23 protein-coding genes and 1 riboswitch are annotated in these 23,407 nt (G+C 38.6%); of the genes, 2 read left to right on the forward strand and 21 right to left on the reverse strand.

Annotation, left to right across the window (positions count from 1 at the left end):
- Nucleotides 1-82: 82 nt before the first annotated feature.
- The 10 genes from TSP02S_RS02885 to iolB form a co-directional block, all read right to left on the reverse strand.
- A complete protein-coding gene (locus TSP02S_RS02885) occupies nt 83-871 on the reverse strand; it encodes a family 1 encapsulin nanocompartment shell protein (protein ID WP_041081729.1) in 789 nt (262 codons plus the stop codon).
- A 1-nt stretch (nt 872) separates the two neighbouring features.
- Nucleotides 873-1,214 carry a ferritin family protein gene (locus TSP02S_RS02890; RefSeq protein ID WP_041081730.1) on the reverse strand — a complete coding sequence of 114 codons (342 nt, stop codon included), beginning with the start codon at nt 1,212-1,214 and terminating at the stop codon, nt 873-875.
- A gap of 61 nt (nt 1,215-1,275) precedes the next feature.
- Nucleotides 1,276-2,079: a 5-deoxy-glucuronate isomerase gene (locus TSP02S_RS02895; RefSeq protein ID WP_041081732.1), complete on the reverse strand. Its 804-nt coding sequence runs from the start codon at nt 2,077-2,079 to the stop codon at nt 1,276-1,278.
- A complete protein-coding gene (locus tag TSP02S_RS02900; RefSeq protein WP_082025882.1) occupies nt 2,080-3,471 on the reverse strand; it encodes a TRAP transporter large permease in 1,392 nt (463 codons plus the stop codon).
- Nucleotides 3,468-3,950, reverse strand: coding sequence for a TRAP transporter small permease (locus TSP02S_RS02905; protein ID WP_041081734.1), 483 nt, complete (start codon nt 3,948-3,950; stop codon nt 3,468-3,470). Before TSP02S_RS02905 ends, TSP02S_RS02900 begins: the two co-directional genes overlap by 4 nt.
- A 43-nt stretch (nt 3,951-3,993) precedes the next feature.
- Nucleotides 3,994-4,947, reverse strand: a complete 954-nt coding sequence (locus TSP02S_RS02910) for a TRAP transporter substrate-binding protein (RefSeq protein WP_041081736.1) — start codon at nt 4,945-4,947, stop codon at nt 3,994-3,996.
- Between the two features lie 73 nt (nt 4,948-5,020).
- On the reverse strand, nt 5,021-5,770 hold the full coding sequence (locus TSP02S_RS02915) for an IclR family transcriptional regulator (protein WP_041081738.1): 750 nt from the start codon (nt 5,768-5,770) through the stop codon (nt 5,021-5,023).
- 3 nt (nt 5,771-5,773) lie between these two features.
- A complete protein-coding gene (locus TSP02S_RS02920) occupies nt 5,774-6,112 on the reverse strand; it encodes a cupin domain-containing protein (protein ID WP_041081740.1) in 339 nt (112 codons plus the stop codon).
- The gene (gene kduD, locus TSP02S_RS02925; RefSeq protein WP_041081742.1) at nt 6,109-6,876 is read right to left on the reverse strand and encodes a 2-dehydro-3-deoxy-D-gluconate 5-dehydrogenase KduD; all 768 of its coding nucleotides are present in this window, start codon (nt 6,874-6,876) and stop codon (nt 6,109-6,111) included. Before kduD ends, TSP02S_RS02920 begins: the two co-directional genes overlap by 4 nt.
- A 12-nt stretch (nt 6,877-6,888) precedes the next feature.
- Nucleotides 6,889-7,731 (reverse strand): 5-deoxy-glucuronate isomerase, encoded by an 843-nt coding sequence (gene iolB, locus TSP02S_RS02930; protein WP_052465284.1) that lies wholly within the window; start codon nt 7,729-7,731, stop codon nt 6,889-6,891.
- A gap of 222 nt (nt 7,732-7,953) precedes the next feature.
- Here iolB and TSP02S_RS02935 point away from each other — a divergent pair, with 222 nt between their 5' ends.
- Entirely contained in the window at nt 7,954-8,790 is an 837-nt protein-coding gene (locus TSP02S_RS02935; protein ID WP_041081743.1) for a VIT1/CCC1 transporter family protein, read from the forward strand.
- On the opposite strand, the gene TSP02S_RS02940 is transcribed toward TSP02S_RS02935, so the two are convergent.
- The 11 genes from TSP02S_RS02940 to TSP02S_RS02990 all read right to left on the reverse strand — a co-directional run bounded on the left by TSP02S_RS02940 (nt 8,740) and on the right by TSP02S_RS02990 (nt 22,053).
- Nucleotides 8,740-10,158 (reverse strand): hypothetical protein, encoded by a 1,419-nt coding sequence (locus tag TSP02S_RS02940; RefSeq protein ID WP_041081746.1) that lies wholly within the window; start codon nt 10,156-10,158, stop codon nt 8,740-8,742. The genes TSP02S_RS02935 and TSP02S_RS02940 overlap by 51 nt on opposite strands.
- Nucleotides 10,139-11,419 carry a DUF58 domain-containing protein gene (locus TSP02S_RS02945; protein ID WP_041081748.1) on the reverse strand — a complete coding sequence of 427 codons (1,281 nt, stop codon included), beginning with the start codon at nt 11,417-11,419 and terminating at the stop codon, nt 10,139-10,141. Before TSP02S_RS02945 ends, TSP02S_RS02940 begins: the two co-directional genes overlap by 20 nt.
- A complete protein-coding gene (locus TSP02S_RS02950) occupies nt 11,409-12,356 on the reverse strand; it encodes an AAA family ATPase (RefSeq protein ID WP_041081750.1) in 948 nt (315 codons plus the stop codon). Before TSP02S_RS02950 ends, TSP02S_RS02945 begins: the two co-directional genes overlap by 11 nt.
- Nucleotides 12,323-13,030 carry a DUF6062 family protein gene (locus tag TSP02S_RS02955; protein WP_171816306.1) on the reverse strand — a complete coding sequence of 236 codons (708 nt, stop codon included), beginning with the start codon at nt 13,028-13,030 and terminating at the stop codon, nt 12,323-12,325. The genes TSP02S_RS02950 and TSP02S_RS02955 overlap by 34 nt, the downstream gene beginning before the upstream one ends.
- A 25-nt stretch (nt 13,031-13,055) precedes the next feature.
- Nucleotides 13,056-13,117, reverse strand: a riboswitch (Fluoride riboswitch).
- Nucleotides 13,118-13,120: 3 nt separating this feature from the next.
- A complete protein-coding gene (locus TSP02S_RS02960; protein WP_041081754.1) occupies nt 13,121-15,580 on the reverse strand; it encodes a glycoside hydrolase family 38 N-terminal domain-containing protein in 2,460 nt (819 codons plus the stop codon).
- Between the two features lie 2 nt (nt 15,581-15,582).
- Nucleotides 15,583-16,833, reverse strand: coding sequence for a CehA/McbA family metallohydrolase (locus TSP02S_RS10690; protein WP_052465285.1), 1,251 nt, complete (start codon nt 16,831-16,833; stop codon nt 15,583-15,585).
- Nucleotides 16,820-17,896 carry an ABC transporter ATP-binding protein gene (locus TSP02S_RS02970; protein WP_041081756.1) on the reverse strand — a complete coding sequence of 359 codons (1,077 nt, stop codon included), beginning with the start codon at nt 17,894-17,896 and terminating at the stop codon, nt 16,820-16,822. Before TSP02S_RS02970 ends, TSP02S_RS10690 begins: the two co-directional genes overlap by 14 nt.
- A 13-nt stretch (nt 17,897-17,909) precedes the next feature.
- Nucleotides 17,910-18,731 carry a carbohydrate ABC transporter permease gene (locus TSP02S_RS02975; protein WP_041081758.1) on the reverse strand — a complete coding sequence of 274 codons (822 nt, stop codon included), beginning with the start codon at nt 18,729-18,731 and terminating at the stop codon, nt 17,910-17,912.
- Nucleotides 18,728-19,609 carry a carbohydrate ABC transporter permease gene (locus tag TSP02S_RS02980; RefSeq protein ID WP_041084052.1) on the reverse strand — a complete coding sequence of 294 codons (882 nt, stop codon included), beginning with the start codon at nt 19,607-19,609 and terminating at the stop codon, nt 18,728-18,730. Before TSP02S_RS02980 ends, TSP02S_RS02975 begins: the two co-directional genes overlap by 4 nt.
- Nucleotides 19,610-19,653: 44 nt before the next feature.
- A complete protein-coding gene (locus tag TSP02S_RS02985; RefSeq protein ID WP_171816307.1) occupies nt 19,654-20,979 on the reverse strand; it encodes an extracellular solute-binding protein in 1,326 nt (441 codons plus the stop codon).
- A gap of 24 nt (nt 20,980-21,003) precedes the next feature.
- Nucleotides 21,004-22,053, reverse strand: coding sequence for a GntR family transcriptional regulator (locus TSP02S_RS02990; RefSeq protein ID WP_041081760.1), 1,050 nt, complete (start codon nt 22,051-22,053; stop codon nt 21,004-21,006).
- Between the two features lie 165 nt (nt 22,054-22,218).
- Between TSP02S_RS02990 and TSP02S_RS02995 the strand changes: the two genes are divergently transcribed.
- A complete protein-coding gene (locus tag TSP02S_RS02995; protein ID WP_052465287.1) occupies nt 22,219-23,406 on the forward strand; it encodes a MalY/PatB family protein in 1,188 nt (395 codons plus the stop codon).
- Nucleotide 23,407 lies beyond the last annotated feature (1 nt).

The following is a 23,407-nucleotide window of genomic DNA, read 5'->3' on the forward strand; positions in this document are numbered from 1 at the left end:
ATTTTCAAAATGAATAAAAATACTTTACAAAATTTTGTGCCCAAAGATCTCAACTGTCAAAAAACCCCCGTAAGGGGGATTATTATTTTGTACTCAATATGCACACAGAGGAGGGTGTATTCAAAAATAATGTGAGACTTTCAGAAATTGAAAATTCAAGTTTCTCTCCAACAGGTCCTATGAAACCTATTGACATGTCTTGACCGATTATTATCGAAGCGAATACATCTGATTCATGTATGAGAACACCGCAGTCTTTCAAAATGGGAGCTTTATAGACATTTTTTACAAAAGCTTTCATGTGCTCGAGTTCAGTTTGATTTCCACTTTCGTATCTCCTGAAGAGCAAGTTATATCTTTCAGGTGATAGAGCCAATAGATAAGGACCATGGAAACCCGCTTCATCAAGGCGGGTGACTGCTTCGATCACATTATTAACTGCTTGCCCGACGTTTTTCCAGGACTTCAATTCAACGCTGAGTACACCGTCTGAATTGAGTAAACCCTTAGAAGATATTCCTTCAAAGATCAATTTATCTTCGATTTTTGCGCATTCTTTTGTAGCTTCGATTAGTGAAGAAAGATCGATCGTAATTCCTTCTTTTTCATAAGCTGCAAGGTCTCTTTTTGAGATCAGAAAGGTCTTGTGTATATAAGTCAACGGGAGTGTCTTAGATGAAAAAACTCCCGGTTCGATCTCGATATCTGCCAAAGATATCTGTTTCAAACCAATGCCAAAAGGTCCTTTTGTTGGAAGAATCTTTCTTCCTGTGAGATAACTTTTTGCGATCTCGACCATTGTGTTATTGAAGAGTTGCCAAAGCTCCGGTGATAGTGGTGCATCTTCTTGCATTAAATATTTATTCGCCATGTCACTCACCATCCTTGAGAGAACCAACTGTCGGTTCTTCATCGCCTATCTCTTTGATGATATCTTCAACTTCCTTAGCTCCTTGCGCCATGAATTGCGCTTCGTCTTTCGTGAGTATTTCCAAAAGCTTTGTGAATTCTCCGATGTGAACTCTTTCTTCATTTGCGATCTCGGTGAGTACCTTTTTTGCCAATGGATGATCTGTTGCATCGGCATGAGATAAATATTGATGAACGGCCTCGTGTTCCGCGGCAATGTTAAGTCTAATAGCCCTGATTAATTCTGTAAGAGTCAACTTTCTCTCGGGGACTTTGCCACTGAATGGATTAACAAATTCTGGCATATTTCCACCTCCTAACATTATTTTATCACCAAAACATTGATATCAGGTCTCTGTTTGCTTACTATTTTTCTTTTAGTATGAATTCAACATTTTTATGCCAAGTGAAAAGTGGGTCAGTGGAAGGAAGAAATTTTCTTTTTTCGTTGCTCACCACCCAGATGTAATACACTAATGTTCCCGGGGCAGCTACTACTGGATGGTAACCTGTCTTGGTTATAACTGTGTCACCATCTCTTATTACATATGATTCATCGATATTTTTATTATAAATCCTTTGTAAAGCAAAGCTGTAGGTTGGTTCTATTCTAAAATGATATAGCTCATCGGCTTTTAGTTCATTTGGAAAATCGTCTATATCGTGTTTATGAGGTGGCCAACTTGACCAACATCCAGGAAGATTAATCGTCTCACCCACTATTAACCTTTGAGCGGGAACTGAGCTATCAACGACATCTCTCACTAACCTTTTCCAGTTTGATTCACCAACGTATTTATTCTTGACTTTTTCAGCAGGTATAAAGTATTCACTTCCAGAATCTATACAAAATGCCTTTGCTACAGCTATTTCCGAATCGGTTACAGCCTTTATGAGTAAATCAAGGTTTTTGGGTACATAGAGAGCGCTTGGACTGTCGACAAAGACATCTCTTCTGAGATTGGTTGTGTATTCTTTGCCGTTGACCTTGAAGATCACCTGTCCTTTTATCAATATAAAAACACTCTCTTTTTCTTCTTCCTTGTACATAAAATCCTGCGATTGCTTCAATAACAACAGGCCGAAGGTTAGGTTATCAAAGATTTCTGTTGAGACAATTTGCTTGTATCCTGTTTCGATGAAAGGTTTTCCGATTATCGTATGATTCACCTACCTTAAAAATCTTGATCCAAGGAACATGGTGAACCATGGTACGTAAGTGACGAGTAGCAAAACGATAATCATCGCTATGTAAAATGGTACGGAAGCCCTCGTCACCTTTTCGATACTGCATTTACCAATGGCGCAACCGACAAACAGTGTGGTACCAACCGGTGGTGTGCACAAACCAATACCCAAATTGATCATCATTATGATGCCAAATTGAATTGGTGACCAACCCAATGAGATAACAATTGGTAAAAAGATTGGAGTTGTTATCAAGATGAGCGGAGCCATATCCATGATCATTCCAAGAAACAATAGAATTAGGTTAATCATTAGCATTAAAAGATACTTGTTTGTTGTTACAGATAGCAAACCTCCCGCAACCAGGGCTGGAATCTTAAGATAAGCGAGTAAGTATCCAAAAGCAGACGAACTTGCAATCACAAACATTACCATCGCAACAATGATAGTTGTGTTTTTAAAAGTCTCCAAGATTTTTTTGAGATTCATAGTTTTGTACACGAATGTGGTGATTATCAGAGCATAAACTGCCGCTATGACTGATGCTTCTGTTGCTGTGAAAACACCAAATGCTATACCAAATATGATTATAAGGGCAACAAACAAACCGAGTATGGAATCTCTTGTTATTATCAATGCCTCTTTGAATCCAACCTTACCAGCTTTTGGATAATTTCTCTTCTTTGAAATGAAATAAGCCACTATCATCTGTGATATTCCAACCATTATACCAGGTATATATCCTGCCATGAACAAAGCACCCACCGATACCCCACCGGCGGCAAGTGAGTAAATGATCATGTTATGACTCGGAGGTATGATGATACCTTGCGTTGAAGATGTAATCGTCACAGCAACAGAAAAGTCTCTGTCATATCCTTGATCAACCATCATTGGTATCAAAAATGCACCAATTGAAGAAGTATCAGCAACAGAAGAACCACTCACTCCACCAAAAAACATACTCGCAAGAATGTTTACCATGGCAAGTCCGCCACGAACACGACCAATCAATATATTCGAAAATTCCACAATTTTTCTTGCTATCCCACCGTCAGCCATTATCTGTCCTGCCAAAATAAAAAAGGGAATTGCGATCAGAGAAAAGGCATTTATTCCGGCACTCATTCTTTGAAACACAACCATTGCAGGCAATTTGAGATAAATTATTGTCAAAAGCGACGAAATACTCAAACAAAATGCTATTGGCGTGCCCAAAAATAACATCAATGCAAAAGAGGCAAATAAGATTGTAATTGCTGAATTGTCTCGTGAGATATGAGAGACAATCGGTAATTTGAGGAAAAACACTAAAATCAAACCAACCAAGAATATAGCTATCCCACCTGTGATCAATCTCAAAGTATTTTTCATCGTTTTTCTCCCCCAAAGATATCGATAATTATTCTTATGATCACACTGAAAACGACCAGTATCCCACATATCGCTGCCGGTAGATACATCCACCACACTGGTATTCCGGTAGCTGCCATTCTATTAGGCAATCTCTTGACGAGTAAAAAAGTGTAATAGGACATTCCTACACCAAAAGATGCTATGAGTAAAAGGATGCAAGTGTCAATGATTTTACAAATTAATTTGGGGAAAATGTTGATAAAAACTTCAACTCTGACATGAATACCCGTTCTAACGCCAACACCTGCACCAAGCATTGAAATCCATATCAATGTTATCAAGGCGATTTCCTCGGTCCACATAGGAGGCTTGTTGAAAACATATCTCGCAATCACCTGGTAAAAGACAATGCCCGTCGTGAAAAAAAGAGCAATCGCTGAAAACCATAGAACAGTTTTATTGATCAAATCGAAAATTTTGTTGAGTACTTTTCTCATTTAATTCACCTCAACTATGGGCGCCCGAAGGCGCCCATCTTTTTCATTTAGTTGCCTGGATTTTTTGGATCAATTCTTTGTATTGTGGATATTTATCATACATCGACTGAACGGCTTTTTGGAATGCGGAAACATCGGGAACAAAGACCTGTGCTCCTGCCTTCTTAACTGCTTCGAGAGCCGATTCTTCCCATTGATTCCACAGGAGTCTCTCATATTGTACAGAAGCAATTGCGGCTGTTTTGAAGATGAGTTTTTCCTCGGCTGTGAGTTTATCCCAGAAGGCTTTATTGATGAGCACTATCTCGGGTATTCTCGTGTGACCATCTAAACAATAATATGGAGCGACTTCAAAGTGCCTGAATTCATAGTATGAAGGTGGATTATTTTCAGCACCGTCGACAATTCCAGTTTGGATAGCCGTGTATATCTCTTCTGGTCCCATCGGTACACCGGTGGCACCAAGCGCACCCATTAGAGCGATCATTATGGCATTTTGCTGGACTCTTATTTTCATTCCTTTTAGATCTTCAGGTTTTTGAACAGGTTTTTTCGTGTAAAAGCTTCTTGCACCTGCGTCGTAATAGCACAATCCTATCAATCCTATTTTCTCCATGTCTTTCAGGAGCTGTTCGCCTACTGGCCCTTCCAAAACTTTCCAATAATGTTCTGCATCTCTAAAAAGGTAAGGCATGGCATATACACCAATTGGGTCGTAGAATGGCTGTAATGGAGCGACAGACACTCTCGCAATATGAATTGCTCCCATGATGGTTTGTTCGATGACCTCTTTCTCTGAACCAAGCTGTCCGCCTACATATACTTCGATCTTGTACTTTCCATTAGTCATCAGTTCAATAGTCTTACCCATCATTTTAATTGCTTCAACTGTTGGATACCCCTCGTTGTGTACGTCAGATGCCTTTAAGACAATAGGTGCACAGAAAGTCACCAGAACAAAAGATACCAAGATTGCAAAAACGAAAAACTTTCTCACCTCTAACACCTCCCTTGAGTGGTGGTTTTTCCAAAAGACTTTTTTGAATTGATTTAATTTCTCACCCCCTCACTTAGCGGTGATTACACCCCAATTTTTTTGATATTTTCTCGGCACACTCAACAACCTTTTTTGAAAAATTCTCGATGGTATCGTCCAATAATACCGACACCGCACCAGATATGCTGACAGCGGCTATAGGGTAACATTCATGGTTCAATATGGCAGCTCCTATACACCTTATACCGATTTCACTTTCTTCGTCATCTATTGCATATCCACTCTGCCTGATTTTGCTGATTTCTTTGCGAAGTTGTTCGGCATCTGTTATTGTCTTCTCGGTTCTTTTTGTTAGTTTTACTGTTCTTAAGTATTCTTCGAATTCTTTATCGGGTAAATAAGCCAAAATTGCTTTGCCAGCCGAAGTGGAATAGAACGGTGCACGCATACCAATCTTTGAAACCATGGGGATGCTGTTAATTCCTTCGACTTTATCGAGATAAACCCCCTCAAATCCATCTTTGATTATCAAATGAACTGTCTGACCAGTTTTTGCCATCAAATCCACCAGATCTTTGTGTGCGATATCTCTGATATCGAATTTTCTGAGGATGATTGAGCTGTATTCCAGTAATTTGAATCCAGGATAATACATCTTGTCATTGTGTCTTGTGAGATAACCGCATTCTGTAAAAACAGCTAAATATTTACATGCATTGGAAATACTCATGGAAAATTTCTTAGATATCTCACTTGCAGTTACACCATTTGGAGCTTTTACAATATAATCGAGTATTTCTAAACCTCTTTTGAGTGTGTGCAAGGTCTAATCTCCCTTCTTCAGAAAATCCTCTCTGATCGGTGTGAAAACATCGACGAGGATACCGTCGGTTATTGCTTCTACCCAATGTGGTACATTTGGCGGAATATAGATACTATGTCCTTGTTTCACTTCGTATCGCTTATCATCAATGATGTATGTGAAATCACCCTTGACAACATAAGATAACTGTTCGTGTTTGTGTGAATGTGGATCACTTGCTGTACCTTTTTTGAAAAAGACCTGGGTCATCATCAGAGATCCACCCCAAGCTAAAACACACATTTCAATTCCTTCCTTGACCTTTCTTTTTTGCACCTCGTTGACATTGACGATATTCTTCATCTACACAACCACCCTCCATCTACAGGAATCACTGCACCAGTGATGTAATCAGATGCCGAACTTGCTAAGAAGACAACCACTCCCTTCAAATCCTGTGGGTCACCCCACCTTCCCATGGGAATCCTTGAAAGAATCTCTTTGTTTCTGTTTTCATCCATTCTCAAGGGTTCGGTATTCTTTGTCGCCATATACCCTGGCGCTATGGCATTCACATTTATCCCATATGGTGCCAATTCATTTGCAAAGATTCTTGTCAATCCTACAATTCCATGTTTTGAAACTGTGTATGCCGTTGTGAAGATACCACCTTGAAATGACAACATCGAGGCGATGTTGATTATCTTTCCCTTTACCTTTCTCTCTATCACATGCTGGGCAAATTTTTGCGATAGCAAGAAAACCGATTTAAGGTTTACAGTCATTACTTCGTCCCAATCTTTTTCGCTGTATTGTGTTACAGGTGCTCTGCGAATTATCCCGGCATTGTTGATCAGAATATCGACTTTGCCAAATTTCTCGATTGACTTTTCAATAACTGAATGAGTCTTGGTTGAATCTCTTAAATCTATTGTTAATTCTAAATATTCTCTACCGAGTTTCTCTATGATTTTTTTGGTCTCTATCTGATCAGAAGAGCTACTCACACCGATTATGTTTGCACCTGCTTCGGCTAATGCAATAGCCATAGCCTGACCAAGTCCACGTGAGGCTCCAGTTACTATAGCGACCTTTCCTGACAAAGAAAAACTCTCCAGGACACTCATTTTTGCCACCTCTCAAACCGAAAGATTGTTCTCTATATTTCTGATCATGTTAGTAGCCAGGTCTACAAACCTCAGATCTGGATCGACGTATGGTGCTTGGACTCTCTTTGGACCAGCCAAGAACCACAAATAATACACGGTGAAACCAGGCGCAGCAACAACTGTGTGATACCCTTTTGGCATTAAGTGGAGTGTGTTGTCTTCTACTACATAGCAAGCGTTCATATCTCTTGAATCGGTGTAATGTCTCGCGAGTCCAAAGCCTTTTGGATGATCAGTTTTGTAAAAATAAATTTCTTCCAAGTAGCTTTCCTCTGGAAGGTTATCGTTTTCATGCCTATGTGGTGGGTACGTTGACCAGTTCCCAGATGGGGTGAAAGTTTCGCCTATCATCAATTTCACCGCCGGATGAGTTTGATCGACGGCTATTTGGTGATATACCCTTGAATAGTTAGAAATGCCCCATTTTCCTGAAGCAACCTCTTCTGGTTTTATCAAATATGGTTCTATTAAGCACTCCTCATCGACTTTTGCTTTTGCCAATGCAACTTCTACACCCTCTTGTTGATTTGTTCGAATGGTGAAAGAAGATTTCGGTGGTATGTAAACTGAAAAAGGTTTGCCTTGAAATACATTTTTCCTTCCACCTATGTTTTTGAATTCTCTGTCTTTGACAGAAACATCACATCTTCCAGAAAGAATGACTAAGAAGATCTCGAAATCTTTGCTTTCCGAGCTGTATTCTTGTGAAGAAGATAATAAAATTCTTTCAAAGCCAAGGTAACGCATTCCATTCTCATTCGGTTCACACTTGAATATTTTTTCCTGTTTTGGAAGATGTAAGAAGTACTGCATGTTGATCACCCCGCTTTTATTTTGTGAAAGTAGCTTTCTTTTTATGACACTACAGATAGTGTAATGATTTCTTATCGTCAATGTCAAATTCGGAAAAATTCGATGAACGTTGAAAATACGCCGAAAGATCTCGTATGTTGGATTTTATTAGGAAAAATCTTTTTAGATCTCTTGTTTGCTCTCTTTTTCTAAGATATACTATTGTAAAAAGGAGGAAAGAATGTGCTAACTGAATTTCAAAGAAATGAAATCACCGAACACGTTGTTTATAAAATACTTGCCAAGCATGATAAATCTGAGAATTCAAAGATCTTAAGCAGGATATCTCAAGAAGAGCTCTCACACTACGAAAGGATTCGTTCATTGACTAAGGTTGATGTGAAGCCAAATTGGTTCAAGGTCTTTTGGTATGTTGTCCTTGCAAGAATTCTTGGGTTGACTTTCGCATTGAAATTAATGGAAAGAGGAGAGGAAAAAGCCCAAAAGAATTATTCATCGGCTCAAGAAAATCTGTTTAGAGAATTAATCAGCGATGAAAAGGATCATGAAGAGGAGTTACTTAAATTGATAGACGAAGAGAAACTCGATTATATAGGCTCGATGGTCCTTGGATTGAACGACGCGCTTGTTGAACTGACCGGAGCACTTGCTGGTTTGACTTTGGCGATACAAAAGACATCGATCGTAGCTCTTTCTGGAATAATCACTGGTATAGCAGCTGCCCTTTCTATGGCTGCATCTGATTATCTGTCCAGAAAATCAGAAGGTGGCGAGAAAAAACCACTCAAATCTGCTTTATATACGGGAGTTGCCTATATATTCACCGTTTTATTTTTAACATTTCCTTATCTTTTGTTCAATAATCCATTCGTTGCGCTATCTTTGACGGTTATAAATGCGATCTTTGTGATTTTCATCTTTACCTTTTTTGTGTCTGTTGTGAAAGACCAGAGTTTTAGGAGAAATTTCTTGGAAATGTTTTCAATAAGTATAGGGGTGGCGGCAGTTTCATTTTTCATAGGTCTTTTTGTCAGAAAGTTCTTTAACATCGATATTTGACACAGTTTTGTCCTCAGATTGATCGATCTTGCTTTGCCTTTCTTGAACAAAAGCGATCATGTTCTCGTAAAACAATTTCATTTCCTGTTCAGATAGATTTTTTCGCGCGTATCTCAATCTTACATACACATCTGTTGCAACAGAAAGATTTTCTTGATTTTCAGCAATTTTGAGTATTTCAATTGGTGTTAAGTGATGATATTGGGCGAAGTATTTTCTTCTCAACCACCAATAAGCACCAAGGATGAATTTCTCGCTCGGTTCATATTCAGGAATAACCTCAATGGGATAGAGTTCGATATCTTTCGGTATATTTCCTTCTGCATTTTGTTCATGGTATGTTTTTAATCGCAAGCCTTTGAGTAATGAATAAATCAGAGTGATAATCATCAATAAAAGAGCCAACATACTTATAATATCGAGTATCAGTGTTACGTTCATCTTTGATTGCTTTGTTTGTGAGTTCTCGATTACAATCGTAGCTGTACTCGACGGTTGATAAAATTGCTGACTTTGTCCTGTTTTTTCCTCGTATTGAAAAGTTTCTTGAATGGTATTCTCAGATGGCTTGATGAATCTGAAAAAGAGCGACAAAGAGCATATGGCAATTGTAAAGGTCAGTATTCCAAGCATGAGTAATTTTAGTGTTCCTCTTACGCCAAAATTGCTAATAGAAAAGGTAAACAGTAATGATCCAAAGAGAATGAGTACCGCTGGAAACCATATCTTGTCTATGAAATCCGTCAAAAAACTCTTTTTTGAGTTCTGGGATCTTTCAGATGGCTGCATTAGAATGACCTGTTCCTCTTGTTGCTCCTTTTGGGTTTGTTGTTCTTGATGTGCGGGGATCAACGACAAGATTGGTTTGAGTGGAACAAAATCGATTCGCGAAAAGACTGTGGCAACTATTAGGATTGATAGTATGTATACTAAGGCGATTTTGAGGTTTAAAAGTTTTGACTTGTTCAAATACCATGTTCCCAGCAGGAACCCAAAAAATAAAAGATCGGCAACCGTTCCATGTGGCTTTGCCAAGCTTAGGTACACACCAAGAAAGATCAAAGAAAATACAGAAGACAGTCCACTTGAAACGAATATCATAATGAGCGCCGTTGCTACAAGAGTGAACATCACGGAGGTGAAAAATTCTATTTTGATAATGCCAGCCAATACGAAGTTAATGATTAAGATAGCAGGAAAGATGAAGATCATTGAACAACCCAGATCCGAGACCAAAAGAATAAATGAAAACACCATCAGACCAGCGAGTACCAGAGTTGCCCAGATCGGTAATGAACTGAACAGATAAAAGCCCATCAATACGAGTAAGGCAACAGTTAGCAGTTTTTCAAAAGCCTTGAATTTCATCGAATACCTCCTGCAATGTTTGACTTGGTTTAACTATCCTGATAATTATCTGCTCTTTTTCGAGTAATCTTGCCCTTTCATTTAATCTTTGCATGTCCAATGGATACATTTCATATGTTCTTGTCGGTTTATATCTCGGGTCTCTAAATCCATACGGGATTAAAAGTACAATCACTCGAGAAACCTTTGCCCTTGCATTAATCAATAATGGGAGCAATGAGTCAGTTAGGTACATGGATATTATCACCAAAGTATTTGATGGATTCAGAACATATAGATCTTTGGCTAATTCATCGGCGAGTTGTGGTCCATTTTCATCGCCCTCTGCCATCGCGAGAAGTTCTACTGCGTTTACCCAATCGGAAGTAGAGCCGTAGTTTCTTCTCAAGACCTCTCTTGCTACAACAACGATGTCTATGAAATTCCCTTGTTGTGTCAACCAATAAATAATTGATGATGTTGCAAGTACTGCTTCTTCTTCGTAATTTTTCCTTATCTGTGCCCAGACATTCTTTGCGAAAATATCTTTTGATAGATTCAGATCCAGATAAATTATGGTATTACTGACGGCAGTGAAATCGAGTTCTTTGACATACAGTTCACCCAATTTGGCTGATATCTTCCAATGGATCTTATTCAAAGGTTCGTTGGAGTATTCTCTAACACCTTTTATCTGTGTTGTATCTTCGAGTAATTTGAAGTCTGATCTGATCCCTGGGAGGAGTTCTCTGAGTCGTGATGGAAAGGATTCCAGGTACATTATTTTCGGTAAGACGAGTATCTGTTGTTCAGCAGAGTAATGAGCCCAGTGCTTGAAAAATCCGAGCGGATGTTCGTAAACAACGACAAGATCGGTGAGAACCTTTTTGCCTCTGGTTGAGAAAGTTGTCTTGGCTTGCAAGATAATTGGTTGTGATTTTTGTAAATGTACAGGTTGATCTAAAAGGTTATAGGTCAAAAGACCGGCGACTTTTATCTGTGACAGGATATTTATGTTCATATTTCCCGAGGAACAACAGAGCCTATGGTGAATTATCACATCTTCATTTGTGAAAGATCGTGTTCTGTTAGCCCACCTTTCAATATCAAGGTTGCCTATCTTTTGTTTTGTCGAGAAATAATTGAACCATAAGAAACCACAGCAAATACACAAAATTACCGAAAAACCATTGAAATTTGCCAAAAGCCAAAGCGCAGACAAAGTTGTGAACAAAGAGAGTATGCCACTCGAAGAAGAGATTTTTTGTAGTTTAAGTTTCACTCTTTATCGGTGCCTCCTCTGTTTGAAGAATATAGTTGAGTATTTCTTGCTTGGTTTTTCTCATGAGTCTTGCTTCAGGTTTTAAGATTATCCTGTGTGCCAGTACATCTATCACTATCTCTTTGACGTCATCTGGCAAGACATAATCTCTACCCCTCAAACCAGCCAGAGATCTTGAGATTTCCATAAGAGCGATAGCACCCCTTGGACTTGCACCAAGGGCTATGTCCTCGTGTTCTCTGGTTCTTGAAACAATTCTTATTATGTAATCCAATATGGAGTCGTCAATGTAAATCTGTTTGACATTTTGTTTGGCTTCATCGAGTTCTTGTATATCACAAACAGGTTTCAGTGAATCTATAGGATGAATTTTCTCGAGTTTGCGAAGCATTCTCATCTCGTCATCTCTACCAAGATAGCCGAGTGACACGCAGATGGAAAATCTATCGAGTTGTGCTTCAGGTAAAGGAAAGGTTCCTTCGAATTCCACAGGATTTTGCGTTGCTATTACAAAAAAGTGCTTACTCAATGAATAGGTGGTTCCGTCAACTGTAACTTGTCTCTCTGCCATAGCTTGAAGCAATGCCGACTGTGTTCGTGGAGTTGCCCTATTTATCTCATCTGCAAGAAGGATATCGGTGAAAATAGGACCTTTTTTGAAAACAAATTCGTTGTGTCTGACGTCCAAGATATTCAATCCCGTTATATCAGATGGTAACAAGTCTGGTGTGCATTGGACTCTGTTGAAATTCAAACCTACGGAAACAGATAGAGCCCTTGCGAGCATAGTCTTACCAACACCAGGAACATCGTTCAAAAGTACATGTCCGTCACTGAGCATAGAGGCTAATATTTTTTCCACGACGGTCTCTTTTCCAACGATCACCTTTGAGACGTTCTCGATTATCTTTCTCGCGAAATTCTCCAGAATTGCCATTTGTGATTCCTCCTGTTATCCAAATTCGTTGGCTGTGATATCAATTTACCAACTGATCTGTACGCAGTTGCCTCTTTGCCAATAGATTCCTTGTTTCGATAATCGTGTTTTTTGATGAATATTGACAGTTGATCTTTCAGATAGTTCAATTTCTCAGTCTGAATTTCCTTAAAACGATCTTTTGTAGTATCATTCAATAATCTGTATATCTTGCCGAAATGATATAGACAAAAAACTGAATCGCTTTGTGAAAAGAGTATCATACCATCAGTTTCACTGAGGATTTTACCAAAGGAACTTGTGTAAACTTCCTCGAGTTGAGACTCATGATTGCACAAATAGCAGCTACACGAGTATATATCTGATTCATTTTGTTTTATGGTTTTCAATTTGTGGTCGAGTATGTCTTCGTATATAATCGCTATACCTAACAGTCCAAGTTCAGGATGATGATGGAGGTATCTCTCGATAATTTCTACGTGTTTTCTACACAATCCCATGGTTCTCAAGTTCGATCTGACTTGAGGGTCATTGACGAGCTCATACAAGATAGTGTCTATGAGTTTTTCCATGCTTTCATTGATCAATTTGCAAATAGGACAAGATTGATCTTTCTCAGACATGATATCGATAATCTTGATTTCCACAAAATCTCTTGGTTTCAAATCTCTCACCTCGAAAAGAAAAAAACTCCTACTCTTTCGAGTAGGAGTCATCAGCCTCTATGGGCAAGTATGGCAGACCCCATTGCCAAAATCATTATATCATATTTTTATCAACCAACTTCGAACATTTTTGAGTTTTTCCTCTGGTTTAATTGGCTTTTCGGCGAGATTAACCTCGATTATCTCCTTAGATCGATATTTGATCTTTGGCTCATTTCCTTGTGGGTCGAAAGCTCGAATTATCACACCTTCACCATTTTCAGAAGGTTTGAGAGTATTCAAGAAACCTCTTTCTATCTCCAGTTCTATCTTTGGAAGCTTTTCAAACTTTCCCTGGACTGCTATAGGTGGTATTTGATAATTTCTAACACTTCTATAGACATCTTCGATATTCCATTTGTCATGGAGGATAATCGAAAACTCGGCAACATGTTCGCCAATTCCCTGAGCTTCAGGTGTTCTAATACCAGGACCGGCATGATCTGGTCTTGTGACAAGATCGTTTCTTGAAAGCCACTCTACACATCTGAGCAAGGTTATCTTTAAACCATCGTGATCGACCCGCACCTCCCTGAGTCCTTTTGTTGAGATCGTCACGCCAATCTCGGGAAGCGTCGCAAACCAGTACATTGCAAAATTGTTATCTGGCAATTCTGCCCATTTTGAATAATCCTCATCAAAATTTTCTATTGTATGTTCTACAGGGCCAAAATATCCATCGGTGATGAGTTTTGAAAGATTTTTGAATGGAAAGACAATGGATAATCTGTGATCTTTTACGTAATTAATGAACTGGATTTTCACATCTATTCTTGGTGTGTCTCTGTAAAATGTATATTCGATTTCAAATGGTAAATCTACCAATTTCTCTGAACGTTTTTTTCTGTTTATGGCTATTGATTCTGGTATTTGCATAGTATTTGTGACAACTATCTTCTTCATAAAAGATGAATCAATGCAATTATTGATAGTGGCATTGGTTTTAAGTGAATTGAAAATCTCTTTTGATACCCAGCTGTAATTGTACTCATCACCGATATCTTCTACATCTTCAAGATAGCACAGATTTTCAAAAGTTCTTTCTTTGCATTTCAATGTTAAAGTTCCATTTTCGTTTACCCGATGAGGCTGATCGAAAGATCCATTTTTTCCTTTCGAACGAACTATGTTGATAGTTTTGAAAGAAAGACTTGGTGCTGAAACGTTCAGAAAGCATCTGTATGTTTTTCTCTGGTCATTCTCAATAGCTTTTGTAGTATTACTTTCGAAAAATCTTATTAGTGTACTCATATCATTTTGTAAATCTTCTGCAGATTCTATTATGACCGTTTCTATTTCATTTCCATCTTCATCGATGAATTTATATTCACCCTCTTCCAATTTTGCACAAACTTCAACAACGCCTTGGAAATTGCTTTCAAGTGGGTTAAAGAGTGTGATACCCATATCATCAACGCGTTTATCGACAATTTCAAGAAAAGTTTTTGCAAATAAAGCCCTCCCATGGTCTATCGCATTCTTCAGTCTTACTTGTATGACTTTGTGTACAGCGTCAATACTACATCCACAGATACTGTCGTGTGGTTGACACTGTAGAATTTGTTTCCACCCGTACCAGATAGAATTAACTGGAGTTGGATTACCTGTTATTCTCGAGATGGCAAGAATCGGTTCCAAATAATGAATGTAGAATTTCTCAGCTTGGTAATGCAATATCTTTTCCCAGATTCTTGTCGAAGTCACGTCCTTCAATACCGGAACGATTCTTGGCGATCTCAATTCTCCAGTAATATGAGATCGAGGTCTTTCAAGTTCTGCGACGTATTGCTCAAATCCAGCATGAACGAATTTAATTTCGTTTGTAGAGATTTCCTCAAGAATTTTACCTATATTGAAATAAGGAATCTCATGATCTGTCCCATTCATTAAAAGCGGTGGATTGTGCGAGGATATGTTTGAAAGTTTCTCTGATTCTTCGATCAATTTTCTTTTCAGTGCTTGCTCATTGATGCCAAAGTGTGCTGCATTCGAATAACTGTGAATGAGATAAATTGCATCTACTTGATCACCAAAAGGTGTTGACCAAATAAATGTTGCATCTTCGAGTTTATCAACGCCGCGCCATATGACAGCCCACCTCAATCCAAGTCCTTTAACTACTGTTGGCATATATGCGTTATGCCCAAACATATCTGGCAGATAGGCAATGTTTGAAAGTTTCACACCGTATCTTTCGGCAATTTTCTCGCTGTAGAGATAGTTTCTAACCCAAGATTCTGAAGCTACGAGAAACTCATCTGGCAGTACATACCATGGACCAACGCTGATCTTGCCATTTCTTATTAGATCGAGAAAATCCTGTCTTATACCCATAGTTTCTTCGGAATCTTCGAGTACAATCGTTTGCCCGTCTAAGTGGAAATGCTTGAACGAATCATCTTTTTTCATATGATCAGTGAGTTTCTCGAGTAAGAGTGTCAATCTTTCTCTGAAAATTTCAAAAGTTGTGTACCATTCTCTATCCCAATGTGTGTGAGTCACTACAAAAGCCTTTTTCAAAATCAGTCACCTCTCTTTACAAAAACTGGATTTGTAATGACAAGTGGGAGGTTATCTTTTCCAAGAACGATTAGTAAAGCAAAGTCATCTGGTTCCATATCGATTTTCATTTCTAATTCACCGATTTCACCAAGTTTCTTTGCAGTCTTCTTGGTGATCACGATCACATTTTTCTGACCAAGTTGACCAAATGAGGCTTTGATCTTTACTTTATCTTTCGCAATGACCGTTTCTCCACTTGTTTTATCCTCAACTGTAAAAGAAACATCATCTGTATAGCTTAAGATCACCTTACCATTTTTGATCGCGAATAATACTTCTGAAAGGCTTAGTTCTCTCGCAAAAACAACTGTTTTTAGCCAATCAATTTCAGATTTCTTGTGCAAATCTCTACCAGCAGTAGCTGTGATTCTTCTGCCTTTCCTGAGATTTTCTATCCATTTTCCAATAGCTTCAAAATTCAGTTCAGTTCTACTCAAATCTGCGTTCCAAACTTCTACAAAATCTGTCTTAAATGGATCAAAATCATACATCCATTTACAGCCAACGCATAGAGGATCCCCTAACGCAAATGGATGGGCAACACCCATTAATCCATATTGTTGATGCACTTCATTCATTACCTGAGTTATCTCTTTCTCTTGTCCATCGAGATTTTTCCAATCTATGAACGTATTACATCCCAAAACAAGTCCATGTCCATTAAAGGTATTCAATTCTTGTCCCTGAAAACAAACTATATCTTTGATGGTTGATATTTCTCTCCAGCCAGTCACGTTACTATGATCGGTCAGGAAGAAAAAGTCAAATCCAAGTTCTTTCAGGTAATCTGCGAGTTCTTTCACGGTAAAAGTACCATCGCTGTGAACTGTATGAGTGTGAAGCTCTCCAATATAGGTTCTGTATTTCGAGTTGTTTTCAAACTCAATGATTAGTTTATAATTCACATCTGTGAAAAGATAATGATTTTCAAAACAAATTTTCCATCTCCCTGGCAGTGGCAGAGTCCTCTGCGCAGCGACGCTTGCGTGTTCTGCAATTGTAAACTGCTTTGTTCCCCGGTCATATCTTCCCATGAACCTACCCATAGAGTCATAGATAAGCAGGTTTACGTGGTTCTGAATGAGCCCGATTGAGGTTGGGGCATATTCAAATTCAATCTTCAAAGCACTTGTATCTTGCGGAACATCAAATTCCTTGAACGATAATTTTTTTGAGTCTTCTGTGCTTAATTTTCCCTCAATAATTATCAATTTGTTCACTTCCTTGTATTCTTTTACCGCTTTTTTCGAATATGTGTATTTTGTCTCTTTTGAGCTTAATCCAAATTTTATCACCCGCCGTGTATGGGACATCTTCAAAGACAAGACATTTGATTTGGTAATTATCGATATTCAGCGTAATTATTGTTTCAACTCCAAGCGGTTCTATCACAAAGATTTGTGCGCAGAGATCTCCTTTTGTGCGATCTATTTGGATATTCTCTGGCCTTATCCCCAGATAAACATCCTGATATGTCTTTGCCAGAGGTATTTGTAGTTGAAATCTTTGCTCTCCAATATAACAATATCCATCTGAGATCCTACAGGGAATAATATTCATTGGTGGGTTTCCTATGAACGAAGCAACAAAGGTGTCTACAGGTTGATCATAAATTTGTTTTGGAGTTCCTATTTGTTTGATGATTCCACTGTCCATAACGGCAATTTTTGTTGATAGCGCCATTGCTTCTGCTTGATCGTGTGTGACATAGACCACAGCCGTACCAAGTTCCATATGCAAGTGCTTCAGAAAACTTCTTGCCTCGAGTCTGAGTTTTGCATCCAAATTGGATAAAGGTTCATCGAGCAGAAATACACTCGGGGTTTGTATCATTGCCCGCGCTAAGGCAACTCTTTGCTGCTGGCCACCGCTTATTTGCTGTGGATATCTGTCAAGTAGTTGGTTTATTTGAAGGCTTTCAGCTACAAAATTGACTCTTTTTTCTATTTCCTGCTTGTGAATCTTTCTCACAACGAGTGGGTATGAAATATTTTCTTTCACAGTCATATGAGGATAAAGAGCGTAATTCTGAAACACCATTGCAACGTTTCTTTCTTTCGGGAGTTTATATGTGACATCCTGATTTGCTATGAAGATTCTTCCTTCATCTGGTAATTCAAGTCCTGCTATAAGCCTTAACGTAGTTGTTTTGCCACAGCCCGAAGGCCCAAGTAGTGTGAAAAAATCATGTTTTTCTATAGAAAAACTCACATTGTTGACTGCCATGATATTGGAGAATCTTTTGACAACATTTGTGAATTCTACCCAGGGCACGGTACAACCTCCTTCAACCTTTGATGCCGCCGTAGAATGAGAAACCGAATTTTCGCTCAACGATAAAGTACATAACTATGACTGGTGTTGTGTAAAGTAATGCGTATGCGGATATCATACCTATATCGGGTACACCAACTTCGGTGAAAAATGTATATATAGCTATGGAAACCGGGTATTTTGTATGTGACCTTAATAAAACAAAAGGAATTAGAAAATTACTCCAAGATTGAGCAAAAACAAGCATAGCTACTACAATTATTCCCTTGCTTGAGAGTGGTAAAAAGATTTTAAACATGACTTGTAAGGGTGAGCTTCCATCGACAAGTGCTGCTTCTTCAAAGGTCCTCGGGATCGAGTCGAAAAAATCTCTCAGGATGAATATCGACGTTGGTAACATACCACCTGCGATTGTCAGAATAACTCCGAGCTCCTTGTTTATCAAACCAAGTCTTAGATTCAGCATGAATATTGGAACCATTGCTGCTACACCAGTGACTATGCTCGAAAAAAGAACCAAAACATACAACAAGACATCTCTGCCTTTAAAATAATGCCTCGAGAGAACATAAGCTGCAAAAAGTGCACATACAGTGACGAGTAATACCACACCCACGGAAATGATCAGACTGTTCTTGAATGCATTGATCGCTGTCTTGTTATGAAAGACTCTTACAAAATTATTCAATGTTGGAGTTGAGATCGATATGAACAATGATGGCCTCGAGCTAAATGGTGTCACTAACAACCATAAGATGGGCGCAACGAAAAAAGCCAATATAGGTGTAAGTATTATATAATTCGTGATTTTACTCATTCTTCTGGGGTCCTTCATGTTTTTTTCCTCCGTGACAGTGTTATGTAAAAGATTGCCAAAAGAAGATTTATAAGCAAAACAATTGTTGATATTGCTGATCCATAGCCTATCTTGAAATATTTGAATGCATTCCTATATATATAGATTGGTAGAAGTTCTGTTTTGAATGAAGGTCCTCCTCCCGTTAAAAGATAAGGCGTGAAAACATTGAAAGTCCAAAGTGTTATTAGAATAAAATCAGTGAAGATATAACCCTTTATGTTTGGTAAAACTATGTCTTTGAATTTTCTCCAAGATGTTGTTCCTATTATGTCGGCGGTCTCAAGATAAGAAGGTGGAATTGTCTCAAGAGCCGCAGAAAACAACAACATGGAATAAGCAGTTCCTCTCCAAGTATTGAATAAGACAATAGTCAAAATGGGATGGTTGTAAAACCAGTTGATTTTCTCAAAACCAAGCCAAGACAATGTCACATTTAGTGTTCCAAAATCTTTGTCCAAGAATGCGATCCAAAGATATGCAACGACTACTTCCGGGATGATCCATGCGAGTATCACGATGGACTGAACAATAGTCTTTAACCTGCGGCTTCTTCTATAAGTGAGTAACGCCAGAATCATCCCAAGTCCTGCTTGACCAACTATTGCGGAACCAAAGACAAACAGAAGACTTATCTTCAAAGCGTTGTAGAAAAAACGATCAGAAAAAACCCTTGAAAAATTTTCGAAACCCACAAAATCAGGCTCTCTTGCCTTAATACCTGTGAGTGTTTCATTCGTCATACCTAGCTTCAAAACCCAAATAGCTGGAAAGATGAGAAAGACCGATATAAGAATCAAAGCAGGAATTAACAGCAACACAACGGCTTTTTTGCCTATTAAATACTTTTTTTGCAAAATACTCACCGCCCAAGAAGAGGGGGCAAAACGCCCCCTTTTGTTCATGGTTTCTCAATAACGTTTTGTTTTCCGACTATGTGTGTGACTTCGGTTGCAAATTCTTTAAGAGCTTGTTCAACGGTCATTTGTTTTGTAACGACTCTTTCGGTTAATAATTGTGCTTGGAATGAGATCTCCGGATAAACTGGAAATGCAGGTCTGAAGGTGGTGTATTTCACCAGTACTCTACTTGTTTCGGCTATGAATCTATCTTTGTTGACAGTCCAACATGAGTCTGCAAGATCAGATCTTGGAGAGACGAATGGTTTAAGCGTAAAATAACTGAGTTGTGGTTCGACATAAAGGATTCTTTTCAAGACTTCCGCTACAAGTTTTGGATTTTTGGTATTTGGATTTACGGCAAAGCCTGTTCCACCGGAGATGGAAACAAATTCTGGATCGCCAGGTTTGCCTCTCCCAGGCATTGCAGCCCAGCCAATTCTCTCATCTCTGTCTGGAAAGCCCCAAGATGGGTTATTTGGGTTTAGAACAGATGTATACATCCAAGTTCCTTCAACATACATTGCAATCTTTTCCTGTCTGAACAAATCAAATGTCTTTTCTCGAGCACCAGGTGATACCTGAAGTTCTGCATCGCCTAATTTTTCATCGACATAAATCTGTTTGTAGAAATTCAGAGTGTCTCTTAATGCGCTGCTATTTACAATCCACTTTCCAGTCTCCCAATCATAGAGATTTCCACCAGCTCCAAGTAAGACCATGAAAAACCCCTGCATGGTTGTTGCTTCACCCATTTCCGTACCTGCGTTGATTTGTAGTGGTATTACACCAGGTAATTTTTCTTTGATGATTCTTGCTGTTTTGATAATATCTTCCCAATTCTTTGGTTGCCATGGAAGTGGTATCCCAGCCTTTTTGAAGAGTTCTTTGTTGTAGTAAATCATTCTCACATCTGTAGAAGCCGGTACAAGATAAGTCTTTCCTTTGTAGCTCCCCATGGCTTTCATCGAATCATAGTAGTATTTCCAGGCAGGGACTGTTTCCAAAATGTCATCGATAGGCCTGAGATACCCAGCTTCAGCGAATTCAGGTACCCAGAAACCATCAATCCAAAGTATGTCTGCTCCTCCGCCACCTTTGATATCAAGCACAATTCTGGCTTTGAAGTCTTCGTCCTTGATACCAGTTTGAATTAGTTCAACTTGAATACCCAGTTCTTTTTCAATATCTGGAAGGAATTTCTCGAACCACTCAACAACTTGTGTGTTCTTTCCACCTTTAATGGCATTTGCGATGATCGATATTTTTTCAGCAACTACAAAAATAGCCAATAAAAGGACAATTAGTAAACAGATCCACCTTTTCACAAAAACACCTCCCCCTATGAAGTTTTATTTACATCCACAAGAATTTCTAACAACGAGCTTTGTTGGGACATAATGTACCTGTTCGTCGACATTGTTCCATGCCAGTAAGGAGATAAGAACAGCGGCTGCCTTTTCACCAATCTTCTCAGGATACTGTCTCACAGTTGTGAGTTTCGGTTGGATAAACTCGCTGAATGGTCTGTCATCAAAGCCAACGACTGCTATATCTTCTGGTATTCTTATGTTGTATGACTGTAAATGTGAGATGATTTCAACTGCGAGCAAATCCGTGCAGGCAAATATCGCATCGAATTTTTTGGTAAGCAGATGTAGTTCTTTTATTTGAGGCTTTTCTATTTGAACGAGTTGAATAGTTCCCCCAAATTCATCACAGGCCTTTTTGGCACCGTGAAATCTCTCTCTAACGCTGCTTACCTTTGTGCTCTCCCAAGAAACAAAAGCTATATTCTTGTAATGATGTATCTCTAAAAGATGCCTTGCTATATCATAAGCTCCTTTTTGATTATCAGATTGAACACTGTGGTATCCCAAACCTTCGATTGTTCTGTCGACAAAGACCACAGGTTTTTTCTGCTTCACCAGATCCAAAAGCGTCTGATCTGAAAGTGAACAAAGATGTGGAAGGATTATGAATCCTGCCACTTGAAGTTGAAGTAATCTATCGAGTTTCTCTTTTTCTGAATTTTCATCATTGTCAGAAAATTGAACTACCGGGTGGAAACCAATCGTGGATAAATATTCCTCTAAACCTCTTAAAATTCCAACGCTAAGTATATCAGAAGCAGTTGTTAGAAAGACTCCGACTAATTTTGAGGAGACTATTTGTGCCTTTTGTGGTGGTTTTTGTACAAAAGTACCGATTCCTTGGAGCCTGTAAATATAACCTTCAATAGCCAGTTCATCTATAGCCTTTCTAACCGTAATTCTACTGACTTGGAACAAATCCATCAATTCTTTCTCCGATGGTATGCGATCTTCTGGGGAAAGTTCACCTTTTTTGATTCTCGAGAGGATATATTCTTTTACGATCATGTACATGGGTTTGTTTTTCATATCATCCCCCACTTGTCATAACATGTTATATCATATTATTTTGCTGCTGTCAACAATATTTATAGAAAAAATAAATGAGAGCATCATATCATTCAAATCTATTCATTATTGTTTTTTAGAGCCTATAATAACATAATTTGCTACAGCAAGTGTTTCTTTGATAAAATGTCAGAAGAGAGATTTGATCTCATCGAAAGGTGTGAGGATATCTTGGATTGTATCGATAGAAAGAACACAGATTGTGTGAAGTATGATTCTATCATCAACAAATATGGTGAAGATGTGATTCCAGCTTGGATAGCAGACATGGATTTCAAAACTGCTCCTAAGATACTTGAGGCATTTGTCAAAAGAATCGAACATGGGGTTTTTGGATACACCTTTCGTTCCAAAAATTATTACGAAGCGATAGTGAAATGGTATGAAAAGCGACATAACTGCAAAATCAATTCAGAGTGGATTGTCGATGGTCCTGGTGTTGTCCCAATGATTGCGATCTTGGTCAACACACTCACACAACCAGGTGATAAAGTCATAATTCAGCCACCTGTTTATCCGCCGTTTTTTGCGGCTATTGAGAAAAACGAAAGAACGATTGTCGAGAACAGGCTCAGAAGAACACAAAATTCTTACCAAATGGATTTTGAGAACTTAGAGAAAGTGATCGATGAAAAGACAAAATTGATGATCATATCGAATCCTCACAATCCTGTTGGTAGAGTATGGACTTATCAAGAACTTGAAAGACTTTATTCCATCGCTTTGAAATACGGTTTGATAATCATCAGCGATGAAATTCATGCCGATATAATTTACAAGCCCAATGAATTTACTTCATTGCTCAAGGTTGCCCAAAGAAATGTTATTGTGCTCAACTCTCCGGGGAAGACCTTCAATGTACCTGGTTTGACAAATTCATATGGAATAATACCAGACAAGGAGCTGAGAACTTTTTACAACAAAGCCATTGAGAAACTCGAATTGACGACAGGGAACATATTCGGCATAACTGCCCTTTGTGCAGCCTATTCTCAAGGAGAACAATGGCTAACTGAGTTGATAGATTTTCTACAGTCAAACAGAGATTATGTATATGATTTTGTGAAAAAGAACATGCCTTTGATAGATATGACACTTCCGGAAGGAACTTTTCTGATGTGGTTGGACTGTTCCAAATTGAGATTAGAAAATCCCCAAAAGTTTTTCTTGCAGAACGCAAGAGTTTATCTCAACAACGGCGCAGATTTTGGAGACCCAAATTCAGTGAGGTTAAATATTGCATGCTCGAGAAAAACTCTCGAGCAGATAATGGAAAGAATGAAAGTGGCTTATGATTCTCTGAATCACAGATAAA

It is taken from the genome of Thermotoga profunda AZM34c06, assembly GCF_000828675.1.
Taxonomy (GTDB): Bacteria; Thermotogota; Thermotogae; order Thermotogales; family DSM-5069; genus Pseudothermotoga_B; species Pseudothermotoga_B profunda.